The sequence below is a fragment of the Pseudacidovorax sp. RU35E genome (assembly GCF_900156165.1).
Lineage (GTDB): Bacteria > Pseudomonadota > Gammaproteobacteria > Burkholderiales > Burkholderiaceae_C > Xenophilus.
This window is the reverse complement of record NZ_FTMY01000007.1, coordinates 174,736-188,806: the sequence shown is the minus strand read 5'-3', so window position 1 is coordinate 188,806 and position 14,071 is coordinate 174,736. Positions and strand designations below refer to the sequence as shown.

Below are 14,071 nucleotides of genomic sequence, written 5' to 3'. Positions count from 1 at the left end.
GACTGGTGGCTGACCAAAAATCCGCCCACTCTTTTTCTGTGGAGACTGTTCGTGAAGATCAAAAGTCAGAAGGACTTTTTCGCGGGCCTCATGTTCACGCTGGTCGGTGCCGGGTTCGCCTGGGGCGCCACGACCTACACCGTGGGCAACGGGGCGCGCATGGGTCCGGGGTACTTCCCCCTCATGCTGGGCATCGTCCTGGCCGTCCTTGGCCTGGTGGTCGTCTTCGGTGCATTGACCGTCGAGACGGCGGATGGCGAGCCCATCGGCAAGATCGCCTGGAAGCCGCTGGTGTTCATCATCGCGGCCAACCTGGTGTTCGGCGTGTTGCTGGGTGGCCTGCCCAGCATCGGCCTGCCGGCCATGGGGCTGATCATCGGCATCTACGCGCTGGTGGTCATCGCGGCGCTGGCAGGCGCCGAGTTCTCGCTCAAGCTGGCGCTGATCCTCGGCACCATCCTCGCGGTGGGCAGCTATCTCGCATTCATCGTCGGCCTGAAGCTGCAGTTCCAGGTCTGGCCCACGTTCATCACCGGCTGATCGGCGCTCACCCATGGATCTGATTAACAACCTCTCGATCGGCTTCGGCGCGGCGTTCACGCTGCAGAACCTGATCTACGCCTTCGTCGGCTGCCTGCTGGGCACGCTGATCGGCGTGCTGCCCGGCATCGGCCCGGTGGCCACCATCGCCATGCTGCTGCCGGCGACCTACGCGCTGCCCCCGGTGGCCGCGCTGATCATGCTGGCCGGCATCTACTACGGCTCGCAGTACGGCGGGTCGACCACCGCCATCCTGGTGAATCTGCCAGGGGAATCGGCCTCAGTGGTGACCGTGATCGACGGGCATGCCATGGCCAAGGCTGGGCGCGGGGGGCCCGCGCTTGCGGCGGCCGGCCTGGGCTCCTTCTTCGCCGGTTGTGTGGGCACGCTGATCCTGGCCGCCTTCGCGCCGCCGCTGACCGAACTGGCCTTCAAGTTCGGCCCGGCCGAATACTTCAGCCTGATGATCCTGGGCCTGATCGGTGCCGTGGTGCTGGCTTCCGGCTCGCTGCTCAAGGCCATCTGCATGATCGTGCTGGGCCTGCTGCTGGGCCTGGTGGGCACGGACGTGAACTCGGGCGTGGCTCGCTACAGCTTCGACATTCCGGAACTGACCGACGGCATCGGCTTCATTGCCATCGCCATGGGTGTGTTCGGCTACGGCGAGATCATTTCCAACCTGGCCAAGCCGGAGGAAGACCGCGAGATCTTCACCGCCAAGCTGCAGGGCCTGTGGCCCACCAAGGAAGACTTCAAGCGCATGACGCCCGCCGTGCTGCGCGGCACCGCGCTGGGTTCGGCCCTGGGCATCCTGCCGGGCGGCGGCGCGCTGCTGTCCTCCTTCGCGTCATACACGCTGGAGAAGAAGCTCAAGCCGCGTCCGGGCGAAGTCCCGTTCGGCAAGGGCAACATCCGCGGCGTGGCGGGCCCCGAGTCGGCCAACAACGCCGGTGCGCAGACCTCCTTCATCCCGCTGCTGACGCTGGGCATCCCGCCCAACCCCGTCATGGCGCTGATGGTGGGCGCGATGACCATCCACAACATCCAGCCCGGCCCGCAGGTGATGACCAGCAACCCCGAGCTGTTCTGGGGCCTGATCGCCTCGATGTGGATCGGCAACCTGATGCTGATCATCCTGAACCTGCCGCTGATCGGCATGTGGATCAAGCTGCTGTCGATTCCCTACAAGTGGCTGTTCCCGGCGATCGTGCTGTTCTGCGCCATCGGCGTGTACTCGACCAACAACAACACCTTCGACGTGTGGATGGTGGCCATCTTCGGCGTGGTCGGCTATGCCTTCATCAAGATGGGCTGCGAGCCGGCCCCGCTGCTGCTGGGCTTCATCCTGGGGCCGATGATGGAGGAGAACCTGCGACGGGCGCTGCTGCTGTCGCGTGGCGAATGGAGCGTGCTGGTCACGCGGCCGATCTCGGCCGGCCTGCTGCTGCTGGCGGTGCTGCTGCTCGTGATCGTGCTGCTGCCCTCGGTCAAGTCCAAGCGCGAGGAAGCCTTCGTCGAGGAATGACGGTGTGCGGGCATGCCGCCGGCGGCACGCCCCTTGCACGAACCAACGGCACCTTCGGGTGCCGTTTTTCGTTGCTGCGGCCCACGCGGAAGGATTCATAGATCGGTTGCATGAATTCATCAACCAAATCCATTTCCTCATCAGTGCGGAAAGCGTTCCAATCGGCGCCGCGCGACCGCCGGGCTGACCGGCACCCGACCGTTGTCCTTTTCTCTTCGCCCATGACGATGCAACGCAGACATTTCCTGCAGGCCGCTTCGGCCTCCCTGCTTCCCGCCGGCGCCGCGCTGGCGCAGAGCTATCCGTCCAAGCCGATCCGGCTGATCGTGCCCTTTCCGGCAGGCGGAGCCACCGACCTGTTCGCCCGCACGCTCTCACAGAAGATGGGCGAGAAGCTCGGCAATGCCCTGGTGGTGGACAACAAGCCCGGCGCGGGCGGCGCCATCGGCTCCGACCTGGCGGCCAAGGCCCCGGCCGACGGCTACACGCTGCTGCTGGCCACCACCAGCACGCATTCGGTGGGCCCGTCCATCAATCCCAAGTTGCCCTACGACACGGTCCGCGACTTCACGCCCATCGCCCACGTGGGCAACGCGCCCAGCATCATGCTGGTGCCCAACAGCTCGCCCGCACGCAGCGTGAAGGAATGGATCGAGCTGGCCCGCAGGAACCCTGGCAAGTTCAACTACGCCTCCAGCGGCAACGGCACCGTCGTGCAGCTGACGGCGGAGCTGTTCAAGTCGATGGCGGGCGTGTTCGTCACCCACATTCCCTACAAGGGCACGGCCCTGGCCATGCCCGACCTGATGAGCGGCAAGGTGGACCTGCTGTTCGACTCTCTGCCCACGGGCCTGCCCTTCGTGCGCGACGGGCGTCTGCGCGCGCTGGCCGTCACTTCACTCAAGCGCAGCCCGCTGGTGCCCGATCTGCCGCCGGTGGCCGACACGCTGCCCGGCTTCGAGTCGGTGACCTGGTTCGGCCTGTACGGCCCCAAGGGGCTGCCGGCAGAACTGGTGGCGCGCGTCAATACCGCGGCGGCCCAGGCCATCACCGACCCGGAGGTGCGCGAGAAGCTCGACAAGCTGGGCATCGAGCCCACCACCAGCACGCCGGCCCAGTTCGCGGCCATGGTGGCGCAGGACGCCGCCAAGTGGAAGAAGATCATCGTCGAGCGCAAGATCACCAACGACTGATCGCCCTCGCCCCACAACAACAGCCTTGCAGGAGATCACCATGAAGCGCTTCGACTACGGCAATCCCTATCCCTCCACCCGCATCCCCGTCTTCGCCCGCAACGTGGTGTCGACCTCGCATCCGCTGGCTGCGCAGGCCGGCCTGCGCATGCTGCACCAGGGCGGCAACGCGGTGGACGCCGCCATCGCCACGGCCGCCGTCATGACGCTGGTGGAGCCCGTCAGCAATGGCCTGGGCAGCGATGCCTTCTGCATCCTGTGGGACGGCCAGCAACTGCACGGCCTCAACAGCTCGGGCTGCGCGCCTTCGGCCTGGACGCCCGAATACTTCCGCCGCAAGCACGGCGACGATGGCGCCACGCCGCCCATGCGCGGCATGGACTCGGTGACGGTGCCGGGCGCCGTGGGCGCCTGGGCGGCGCTGTCGGAGCGCTTCGGCAAGCTGCCCTTCGCCGACCTGATGGTGCCGGCCATCGAGGTCGCCGAGCGCGGCTACCTGATCCCGCCCGTGGTGCAGCAGAAGTGGGCTGCGGCCACGCCCATCCTGCACAACCAGCCGGGCTTCGCGCAGAGCTTCATGCCCTGGGGCCGGGCGCCCGAGGTGGGCGAGCTGTTCCGCTTCCCCGCCGCGGCGCGCGCCCTGCGCGCCATCGGCCAGACCCGCGGCGAGGCCTTCTACCGCGGCGAGATCGCTGAGGCCCTGGCCCGCTTCTCGGCGGCCAACGGCGGCAGCCTGACCACCGCCGACCTGGCCAGCTGGAAGCCCGAATGGGTCACGCCGGTGAGCAAGGACTACCGCGGCTACACGCTGCACGAGATCCCGCCCAACGGCCAGGGCATCGCGGCGCTGATCGCGCTGGGCATCCTGTCCAACTTCGACATCGGCTCAATGGCGATCGATTCGGCCCAGGCCCAGCACCTGCAGATCGAGGCCATGAAGCTGGCCTTTGCGGATGTCTACCGCTATGTGTCCGAGCCATCGTCGATGACGGTGACCCCCGAGCAAATGCTCGATGACGCCTATCTGGCGAGCCGTGCCAAACTGATCGACATGCACCGCGCACAGGACTTCCAGGCCGGCAACCCGGTCAAGGGCGGCACCATCTACCTCACGGCCGCGGATGAGAGCGGCATGATGGTCAGCTTCATCCAGAGCAACTACATGGGCTTCGGCTCGGGCTGCGTGGAGCCGGAGTTCGGCATCAGCCTGCAGAACCGCGGCCACGGCTTCAGCCTGAAGGACGGCAGCCCCAACCAGGTGGCACCGGGCAAGCGGCCCTTCCACACCATCATCCCGGGCTTCCTCACGCAGGGCGGCCAGCCGGTGATGAGCTTCGGCGTGATGGGCGGCAACATGCAGCCGCAGGGCCACATGCAGACGCTGGTGCGCATGATCGACCACCACCAGAACCCGCAGGCCGCCTGCGATGCGCCGCGCTGGCGCTTCAACGCCGGGCTGAACATCAACGTGGAGTCGGCCATGGCGCCCGGCGTGGTCGAAGGCCTGCGCGGCATGGGCCACGAGATCGACGTCATCAACGATTCGTACCAGGACTTCGGCGCCGGCCAGTTCATCTGGCGCATGGGGGATCCGAAGACCGAGGGCTACGTGATCGCCAGCGATCCGCGCCGCGACGGCCTCGCCGCCGGTTGGTGAGATGAGCAGCGGCGCGGCGTCTTCCTCCGTTTCCCCCAAGGCCCGCGCTGGCATCGGCACCGGCCTGCTGCTGGCGATGTTCGGGGCCATCGCCTTCAGCGGCAAGGCCATCATCGTCAAGCTGGCCTACCGGCATGGCGTGGACGCCGTGACGCTCATCATGCTGCGCATGCTGTTCGCGCTGCCACTCTTCGCGGTCATGGCGTGGTGGGCGGGGCGTGGCAAGCCGCCGCTCACGCAGCGCGACTGGCTGGGCGTGTTCGGGCTGGGACTCACGGGCTACTACCTGGCGAGCTTTCTCGACTTTGCCGGGTTGGCGTACATCACGGCCAGCCTGGAGCGGCTGATCCTGTATCTCAACCCGACTTTGGTGATGCTGTTCGGCTGGGCCGTCTACCGCCGCAAGGTGCGCGGCAAGCAGTTGCTGGGCGCGGCCATCAGCTATGCGGGCGTGATGCTGGTCTTCGGCCACGAGCTGGGGCTGGGGCAGGGCAGTGCGACGGCCTGGGGCGCCTTCCTCGTGTTCCTGAGCGCCATCAGCTATGCCATCTACCTCGTTTGGAGCGGCGAGTTCGTCAAGCGTCTGGGCTCGCTGCGGCTGGTCGGGCTGGCGACCACCGTGGCCTGCCTGCTGTGCATCGGCCAGTACCTGGTGCTGCGCCCCATCGGCGCGGTGCTGGAGGTGGCGCCCGAGGTGATCTGGCTGTCGGTGCTCAACGCCACGCTGTGCACGGCCGTGCCGGTGCTGGCGGTGATGATGGCCATCGAGCGCATCGGGCCGGCCGTGGCTGCGCAGACCGGCATGATCGGCCCCATGTCCACGCTGCTGATGGGCGTGGTGCTGCTGGGCGAGCCCTTCACCGTGTGGATCGCGGCGGGCACGGCGTTGGTGCTGGCGGGCATCTTCGTCTTCACCCGGCCCTGAGCGCGGATCCCCCGCCTCCGCTACCCTTGCGCCCCATCGCCGCCCGGCCGGTCCGGCGCGGCATTCACTTAGGAGTCTTCTTCACATGGATCTGGGTATTGCAGGCAAGACGGCGCTGGTGTGCGGCGCGAGCAAGGGTTTGGGCTTCGGCTGCGCGCAGGCGCTGCGGCGCGAGGGCGTCAACGTGGTGATCGTGGCGCGCGGCGCCGAGGCGCTGCAGGCCGCCGCGGCCCGGCTGGAGGCCGAGCGCCCGGCCAGCGGCGACGTCCCCTCCGTCAAATGGGTGGCGGCCGACATCACCACCGCCGAGGGCCGCGCCCAGGCCTTCGCCGCCCATGCCGACTACGACATCGTCGTCACCAATGCCGGCGGCCCGCCGCCCGGCGACTTCCGCGACTGGGACCGCGAGGCCTGGATCAAGGCCGTGGACGCCAACATGCTCACGCCCATCGAGCTGATCAAGGCCACGGTGGACGGCATGGCCGCGCGCGGCTTCGGCCGCATCGTCAACATCACCTCCAGCTCGGTGAAGGCGCCCATCGACATCCTCGGCCTGTCCAACGGCGCACGCAGCGGCCTCACGGGCTTCGTGGCCGGCGTGGCGCGCACCGGCCTGGCGGCCAAGGGCGTGACGATCAACAACCTGCTGCCGGGCAGCTTCGACACCGACCGGCTGCAGGGCACGGCCGCCGCCGCCGCCAAGAAGACCGGCCAGAGCGTGGATGCCATCCACGAGGCGCGCAAGAAGACCATCCCGGCCCGCCGCTTTGGAACGCCCGAGGAGTTTGGTGCCATCTGCGCTTTCCTGTGCAGCATGCATGCGGCCTATGTCACCGGCCAGAACTGGCTGGCGGACGGCGGCGCCTACCCGGGCACCTACTGACCCTCAGCGACCGGCGCGTTGAAGGGGCGCGCGGTCCGTCCCGCACCGGCTTCGATTCCGAACGACAACCCAAGGAGATGAACCCATGAGCCAGAAGAGCAAAGCCATCCGCATCGACCGCCAGGGCGGTCCCGAGGAACTGAAGCTGCTGGAGGTGGAGGTCGGTGAACCCGGCGCCGGCGAGATCCGCGTGCGTCACCATGCGGTCGGCCTGAACTTCATCGACGTTTACCAGCGCAATGGTCTCTATCCCTTCCCCATGCCGCTGCAACTGGGCATGGAGGCGGCGGGTGTGGTCGAGGCGGTGGGCGAGGGGGTGACGCACCTGGCCGTCGGCGACCGGGTGGCCTATGCCAGCCAGCCACCCGGCGCCTACTGCGAGCGCCGCGTGATGCCGGCGCGCTGCGTGTGCCGGCTGCCCGATGCCATCTCCTTCGAGACCGGCGCGGCCATGATGCTCAAGGGCCTGACGGCGCAGTACCTGCTCAAGAAGACGCTGCCCGCCGAAGGCCTGCAGCCGGGCGATTTCGTGCTCTTCCATGCCGCCGCGGGCGGTGTCGGCCTGATCGCCTGCCAGTGGGCCAAGGCGCTGGGCCTGCAACTGATCGGCACCGCCGGCAGCGACGCCAAGTGCGAACTGGCGCTGGCCCATGGCGCGGCCCACTGCATCAACTACAGCCGCGAGGACTTTGCCGAGCGGGTCAAGCAGATCACCGGCGGCAAGGGCGTGAAGGTGGTCTACGACTCGGTGGGTAAGGACACCTTCGAAGGCTCGTTGAACAGCCTGCGGCCCTTCGGCCTGCTGGCCAGCTTCGGCAATGGTTCGGGCCCGGTGCCGCCGGTCAACATCGGCCAGCTGGGCGCCAAGGGCTCGCTCTACATCACGCGGCCCACGCTGTTCACCCACATCGCCACGCGCGAGAGCACGCAGGCCATGGCCGACGACCTGTTCGCCGTGGTGCAGAGCGGCGCGGTGAAGATTCCCGTCGAGCAGCGCTACCGGCTGGAGGACGTGCAGCAGGCGCACCGCGACCTGGAGGCACGCAAGACCACCGGCTGCACGGTGCTCACACTGGACTGACGGCCTTCGCGGCCGTCGCGCGCACCAGCTCCCACACGCGCAACGCCAGCGGCGAAGGCTGGCGGTTGCGCCTGTGCACCAGCACGATGGCCCGTTCCACCTTGGGCGTCAGCGGCCGCACCTGCAGGCCGGCCAGCCCACCCGGCGGCAGGCCCAGGGCCGGCATCACGCTGATGCCCAGGCCCGCCACCACCATCTGGAAGACAGTGGTCGGATGGCCCAGCTCCTGCGCCACCGGGCACTGCGCACCATGCCGCGCCAGTGCCTCGTCGATGAGCCGGCGGCTGCCCGAGGCATGGTCCAGCAGCACCAGCGGCTCGCCGTCGAGTGAGGACCAGGGCACGGCGGCCTTGCGCGCCAGCCGGTGGCCGTGCGGCACCACGAGTACGAAGGGGTCGCGCATGATGGCCTCGGAATGCAGGTCCTCGTCGGCGGAGGGCTCGATCACCACGCCGAAATCCACCTCGCCAGCGCGCACACTGGTCAGCACGTCCTGCTGGATGCGGTCGAGCAGCAGCAGCTGGATGTCCGGCTCCTCGCGCACGCAGGCGGCGATGCAGGCCGGCATCAGGTAGGCCGACAGCGTCGGGCTGCTGGCCACGCGGACCTTGCCGCGGCGCAGGCGGCCCAGGTCACGCACCTCGGCCAGGGACTGGTCCAGCTCGTCCAGCACGCGCGCCAGCTTGAGCGCGAGCGCCCGACCGGCTTCGGTCAGGGCGACCTCGCGCGTGGTGCGGTCCAGCAGCTTGAGGCCCAGTTGCGACTCCAGCTCATGGATGGCGCGGCTGACGGCCGGCTGGGTCAGTCCCACCTCCTGCCCGGCGCGGCTGAAGTTGCGCAGCTGCGCCACGGCAAGGAAGACACGGAGCTGGCGCAACGACACATTCATGCGGCAGGATCATAAAACCATCAGATAAATCCATTTCCCTTGGATCGATGGCCGGCGTCCAATCGCGGCATGACATCGCTCACCCGCTTCCTGCCCGACCGCTTCACGCTGATGCTGATCGGCACCGTGACCTTGGCCAGCCTGCTGCCCGCGCAGGGGCGCGTGGCGGTCGGCATGGAAACCCTCACCACGATCGCCATCGCGGCGCTGTTCTTCCTGCACGGCGCCCGGCTGTCGCGCGAGGCCGTGCTGGCCGGCATGGGCCACTGGCGGCTGCACCTGCTGGTGCTGGCCAGCACCTTCGTGCTGTTCCCGCTGCTGGGGCTGGCGCTCAGGCCGCTGCTGCAGCCGTTGGTCACCCCCACGCTCTACACCGGCGTGCTGTACCTGTGCGTGTTGCCTTCGACGGTGCAGTCGTCCATCGCGCTCACGGCCATGGCCCGTGGCAACGTGCCGGCGGCCGTGTGCAGCGCCTCGGCCTCGACGCTGCTGGGCGTACTGATCACGCCGGTGTTGGTCAACCTGCTGGTGGTGCCCGGCCACCATGCCGATGCCTCGCTGGATGCCATCGGGCGCATCCTGCTGCAGCTGATGGTGCCCTTCGTCGCGGGCCACCTGCTGCGTCCCTGGGTCGGCGGCTTCGTGCAGCGCAACGCCAAGATGCTGAAGTGGGTGGACCAGGGCTCGATCCTGCTGGTGGTCTACACGGCCTTCAGCGCCGCGGTGGTGAAGGGCCTGTGGCACCAACTGCCGCTGTCGGCCCTGCTGGCCGTGGCGGTGGTGAGCGCGCTGCTGCTGGCACTGGCGCTGGGCGTGACCAACGCCGTCGCCAAGCGGCTGGGCTTCTCCATCGAGGACCGCATCACCATCGTGTTCTGCGGTTCCAAGAAGAGCGTGGCCAGCGGCGTGCCCATGGCCAACGTGCTGTTCCCCGCGTCGATCGTCGGACCGATCGTGCTGCCGGTGATGCTGTACCACCAGATCCAGCTGATGGTGTGCGCGGTGCTGGCGCAGCGCTATGCGCGGCGGGCCGAGCCGGCACTGGCGGATGGCGCGGCGGCTGCGGCGCCTCGGACGGCCTGAGCAGTCGTTCCTGTAGAACAGTCGCTGCGAGTCGAGTCCTTTCCAGGCCTCGACGGACCCGGTGGGCAGTGGCTGGCATGATGCCGGCCATCCTTTCTGCCCAGGCCCGTGCGGCCCCCCGCCGATGACGTCGATCTCCGCCCCCGCTCCGTCCGAAGCCGCTGCCCTGGTGGACTTCTGGCGTGCCTCGCAGCCGAACTGGTTCCGCAAGAGCGATGCCTTCGATGCGGCACTGTTCGAGCGTTACCTGGGCCTTCACCTCACGGCGGCGCGCGGTGCACTCGATGACTGGGCTGCAACGCCGACGGGCGCCCTGGCGCTGCTGATCCTGCTGGACCAGTTTCCGCGCAATGCCTTCCGCGGCACCGCCCACATGTATGCGACCGATCCGCGCGCGCGGGCCATGGCCCGCTGGGCGTTGGATCAAGGTCATGAGATGGGGGTGGAGCCGCCGTTGCGGCTCTTCTTTTGCCTGCCCTTCGCGCATTCGGAAGCGCGGGCCGACCAGCAGCGCTCGGTCGAGCTCTACCGCCGCCTTGCGCCCGAGGCCCTGCGCCATGGCGAGCAGCACCGGGACATCGTCGAGCGCTTCGGCCGGTTTCCGCACCGCAACGCGATCCTCCTGCGCCAGAGCACGCCGCAGGAGGAGGCCTTCCTGGCCGAGGGCGGCTTCGCGGGTTGATCGGCCGCCGTCGGTCGTCGGCGTTGAACCGGCGCAAGGCCTGAGCACAGGCTCCGCAGCGCTGCGTCGAAGCGCGCTGCGGGCCTTGTGCGCGATCAGCGAACTTCGGTGATGAACTGCTCGCGCGGGCGGCGCACCTTCTTCAGGTTCACCAGCCAGTCGCCGTCGGCCTGGCGGTAGCCCAGCGGCAGGATGGCGACGCTGCGCAGGCCGCGCGCGCGCAGTTGCAGGATCTCGTCCAGCGCGGCAGGGTCGAAGCCTTCCATCGGCGTGCTGTCGACCTGCTCGAAGGCGGCGGCGATGAGGGCGGCGCCCAGGCCGATGTAGGCCTGGCGGGCAGCGTGCTCGAAGTTCTGCTCGGCGGGCCGGCCCGGGTAGGCGGCCAGCAGCTTCTGGCGGTAGGCCTCCCAACCCTCGTTGCGGAAGCCACGCTCCTCGTTCACCAGGTCGAACATGTGGTTGATGCGCTCGGCCGTGTAGTGGTCCCAGGCGGCGAAGACCAGCAGGTGCGAGCCTTCGGTGACCTGGGCCTGGTTCCAGGCGATGGCCTGGATGCGCTGGCGCACTTCGGGGTTGGTCACGACGATCACTTCGAAGGGTTGCAGGCCGCTGGAGGTGGGCGCGAGGCGGATCGCTTCGAGGATGCGTTCGACCTTGTCGGCGGGCACGGCCTGGGCCGGGTCCATCTTCTTGGTGGCGTAGCGCCACTGGAGCTTGTCCAGCAGGCCGGTGGCGTCTTGGTGCTTGTGGGTCATGTCGTTCATGGCGGGCCTTCTCCCAGGCGTGGTTTCCAGAGGGCGCTGATCATCGTGCGGGTGACGATGAGTCAGTCGTGGGTCAGCTCAATATCCTGAGCGGGGCGGGTGGTCTGGGAGGCTGCCTGCAAGGGGGTGACGAATCGTGTACGCGTGGCTGGGTGAGCGCTATTTGGTGAGGAGGCCTGGTTGGGTCTGGGCGGTTTGATGGTGGGGCGGCGCGCGAGGAATGGCCCGGCGTGGGCTCATGGCGAGGCGGTCGGCACTGCGTGCCGACTCCGCTGCGATGCTCGCGAACCCGGCCCGCGGCAGAACTCGCTACGCGCTTCGCGCTGCGCTCAAACAACCGCCGCGAGTCAGATCACGAAGCAGGCCTGTCCTTCGGCAGGCCTGCGGCCGGGTCCGCTGCGCTTCTCGCCGCCTCGCAAATCGCCCACGCCGGGCCATTCCTCGCGCGCGGACACCGGGTGCTCGATCGGCCGGCATGAGTGTTGTGGGCTCTCGGTGGCGGTTCGAGGTCATAGCCAGTCGAAGTCATGCTGTGCCGCAACGATTCTTGAGCGTGCCTTGCTTTTTCAGGGCTGTGCAGGGCTTCGACAAGCTCAGCCCGAACGGTTGGGGGTGGTGACACGGACGCGTCTCCGCCTCTTCGCGCCTCGCGTCCCTGCGTCCCTACGTCCCTACGTCCCTGCGTCCCTGCGCGGGTGCGCGGGTGCGGGCGTGCGGGAGTGCAGCACCGGCGGTCAATTCCGGTCCGGGCGGGGGCGGGCACCGTGGTGTGCGCCTGTGAGGCGCCGAGAAGCGCAGCGTGCCCGGCCGCAGGCCTGCCGAAGGACAGGCCTGCTTCGTGATCTGACTCGCGGCGTTTGTTTGAGCGGAGCTGCCGTCAGGCAGCGCAGCGAGTTATGCCGCGGGCCGGGTGCGCGAGCATCGCAGGGAAGTCGGCCCGCAGGGCCGACCGCCTCACTGAAGCACGCCGCGGTGCCCGCCCCCGCCCGGACCGGCGCACCCGCCTCGACGGACACTCCGCATCGCCAAGCACCCAGTGGGGTCGTGCCAAAGCCCTCAACGCGCCTCGTCCGCCCCCACCAGCGACGACCGCAGCCGGCTTGGCGCCAGCGCCCCCGCCGAGTCCAGGATCGGGTACGCGATCGAGCAGATGTGCGAGTTGATGCGCTTCAGGTCGCTGATCAGGTCGATATGCAGCGAGCTCGTCTCCATGCTCGGCGCCGTGCGGTCCATCAGCCGCGTGAGGTGGGTGTTGGCATAGGCCCGCTCCAGATCGCGGAAGCGCACCTTCTCCTCCAGCAGCTTCTGCGCGTCGCGCACATTGCCGTTGAGGAACACGCTCATGCCCAGCCGCAGATTGGCCACCAGCCGCTCGTGCATCTCCACGATCTCGGCCATGCCCGCCTCGGAGAAATTGCGGTGAGGGCGGATCTTCTTGTCCTCGATGTCGGAGATCACCCGCTCGATGATGTCGCCGATCTGCTCCATGTTGATGGTGAAGCTGATGATGTCCGTCCAGCGGCGGCTTTCCTCTTCGCCCAGCGCCTCGCGCGAAATCTTGGTGAGGTAGTACTTGATGTCCGAGTAGAGCCGGTCGACCTGATCGTCCATCTTGCGCAGTTCCTCGGCCAGCCGCAGGTCGTTGCTGCGGATGACCGTGAGCGCGCCGATCAGCATGCTCTCGACCACATCGGCCTGGTGCAGCGCCTCGCGCGCAGCATTCGAGATGGCCAGCGTGGGCGTGGACAGCGCGGAGGGATCCAGATGCCGCGGCCGCGTGCCGGTGGCGGGCGTGCGCGGCACCGGCACCAGCTTCATCGACAGCTTGGCCACGGCCGTGGTCAGACCGATGAAGGCCACGCTCGCGATCACGTTGAAGGCCAGGTGGAACATCACGACCAGCTGCGCCGGCGAATCGGTCAGCGCCATCGGCGCATGCGTGAGCACCAGCCCGACGAAGGGCGCCGCGATCACCACGCCCAGCAGCTTGAACAGGAAGTTGCCCACGGTCACCTGCCGCACCGCCGGTGGCGACTTGGCCGTGGTCAGCACCGCGAGCAGGCCGCTGCCCAGGTTGGCGCCCAGCACCAGGCCGAGGGCCACGTCCAGCGGCACCACCGCACCGGTGGCCATGGCGGCCACCAGCAGCACCACCGCCAGGCTGGAGTAAGCGACCACGGCCAGCGCCGCGCCCACCGTGATCTCCAGCATCAGGTCGCTCGTGATCGAGGCGATCACGGCGCGCATGGCCTCGCTCTCGAACAGCGGGCCGGTGGCCTGCACCACCAGCTGCAGCGCGAGCAGCATCAGCCCCAGCCCGATCAGGATGCGGCCGAAGCGGCCGGCGGCACTGGCCGGCCGGGTGATCGACAGCACCACGCCTGTGAAGATGAAGAGTGGCGACAGCCAGGAAAGATCAGTGGAGAAGAGCACCGACATCAGCGCCGTGCCGATGTCCGCCCCACGCATCACCGCCAGGGCCGACGGCAGCGTGATCAGGCCCTGCCCCACGAAGGACGAGGTCATCAGCGAGGTCGCCGTGCTCGACTGCACCAGCGCCGTCACGCCGATGCCCGCCAGCGCCGCAGAGAAGCGGTTGCCCAGGCTGCGCTGCAACAACCTGCGCAGGTCGCCCCCGAACACGCGCAGCACGCCGGTGCGCACGAGATGGGTGCCCCACACGAGGAGGGCGACGGCGGCAAGCAGGTTCAGCAGGTGCTTCATGGACGGGGTGCGGCTCCTTCAGATAGAGAGGGCGTTAAAGGAAAAAGGGGGCACCCATTCTGCATGCAGCGTGCCGGCGCGGCCGTAGGCCGAAGACCACGCCCGGCTGTTGCCACAACAGCGCA

At 68.4% G+C, this 14,071-nt stretch carries 12 protein-coding genes; 9 read left to right on the top strand and 3 right to left on the bottom strand.

Annotated features, from left to right (window positions below):
• Positions 1-51: 51 nt before the first annotated feature.
• The 7 genes from BXA03_RS14455 (at position 52) to BXA03_RS14425 (ending at position 7,804) form a co-directional block, all read left to right on the top strand.
• Positions 52-540, top strand: coding sequence for a tripartite tricarboxylate transporter TctB family protein (locus tag BXA03_RS14455; RefSeq protein ID WP_076508974.1), 489 nt, complete (start codon positions 52-54; stop codon positions 538-540).
• Positions 541-553: 13 nt separating this feature from the next.
• Positions 554-2,065, top strand: a complete 1,512-nt coding sequence (locus BXA03_RS14450; RefSeq protein WP_076508972.1) for a tripartite tricarboxylate transporter permease — start codon at positions 554-556, stop codon at positions 2,063-2,065.
• A gap of 227 nt (positions 2,066-2,292) precedes the next feature.
• Positions 2,293-3,258 carry a Bug family tripartite tricarboxylate transporter substrate binding protein gene (locus BXA03_RS14445; protein WP_076508969.1) on the top strand — a complete coding sequence of 322 codons (966 nt, stop codon included), beginning with the start codon at positions 2,293-2,295 and terminating at the stop codon, positions 3,256-3,258.
• Between the two features lie 40 nt (positions 3,259-3,298).
• Positions 3,299-4,915: a gamma-glutamyltransferase family protein gene (locus BXA03_RS14440; RefSeq protein WP_076508967.1), complete on the top strand. Its 1,617-nt coding sequence runs from the start codon at positions 3,299-3,301 to the stop codon at positions 4,913-4,915.
• 1 nt (position 4,916) lies between these two features.
• A complete protein-coding gene (locus tag BXA03_RS14435) occupies positions 4,917-5,840 on the top strand; it encodes a DMT family transporter (protein ID WP_076508964.1) in 924 nt (307 codons plus the stop codon).
• 85 nt (positions 5,841-5,925) lie between these two features.
• Positions 5,926-6,723, top strand: coding sequence for an SDR family oxidoreductase (locus BXA03_RS14430; protein WP_076508962.1), 798 nt, complete (start codon positions 5,926-5,928; stop codon positions 6,721-6,723).
• An 85-nt stretch (positions 6,724-6,808) separates the two neighbouring features.
• Positions 6,809-7,804: a quinone oxidoreductase family protein gene (locus tag BXA03_RS14425; protein WP_076508959.1), complete on the top strand. Its 996-nt coding sequence runs from the start codon at positions 6,809-6,811 to the stop codon at positions 7,802-7,804.
• On the opposite strand, the gene BXA03_RS14420 is transcribed toward BXA03_RS14425, so the two are convergent.
• A complete protein-coding gene (locus BXA03_RS14420; RefSeq protein ID WP_076508957.1) occupies positions 7,791-8,693 on the bottom strand; it encodes a LysR family transcriptional regulator in 903 nt (300 codons plus the stop codon). The two genes, BXA03_RS14425 and BXA03_RS14420, sit on opposite strands and share 14 nt — an antisense overlap.
• Positions 8,694-8,762: 69 nt before the next feature.
• Here BXA03_RS14420 and BXA03_RS14415 point away from each other — a divergent pair, with 69 nt between their 5' ends.
• Positions 8,763-9,776: a bile acid:sodium symporter family protein gene (locus tag BXA03_RS14415; RefSeq protein ID WP_076508954.1), complete on the top strand. Its 1,014-nt coding sequence runs from the start codon at positions 8,763-8,765 to the stop codon at positions 9,774-9,776.
• A 124-nt stretch (positions 9,777-9,900) separates the two neighbouring features.
• Positions 9,901-10,458 (top strand): DUF924 family protein, encoded by a 558-nt coding sequence (locus tag BXA03_RS14410; protein WP_076508951.1) that lies wholly within the window; start codon positions 9,901-9,903, stop codon positions 10,456-10,458.
• A gap of 95 nt (positions 10,459-10,553) precedes the next feature.
• On the opposite strand, the gene BXA03_RS14405 is transcribed toward BXA03_RS14410, so the two are convergent.
• Both BXA03_RS14405 and BXA03_RS14400 read right to left on the bottom strand, forming a co-directional pair.
• Positions 10,554-11,222 (bottom strand): nitroreductase family protein, encoded by a 669-nt coding sequence (locus tag BXA03_RS14405; protein WP_083716092.1) that lies wholly within the window; start codon positions 11,220-11,222, stop codon positions 10,554-10,556.
• A 1,056-nt stretch (positions 11,223-12,278) separates the two neighbouring features.
• On the bottom strand, positions 12,279-13,946 hold the full coding sequence (locus BXA03_RS14400) for a Na/Pi cotransporter family protein (protein WP_076508949.1): 1,668 nt from the start codon (positions 13,944-13,946) through the stop codon (positions 12,279-12,281).
• Positions 13,947-14,071: the final 125 nt, after the last annotated feature.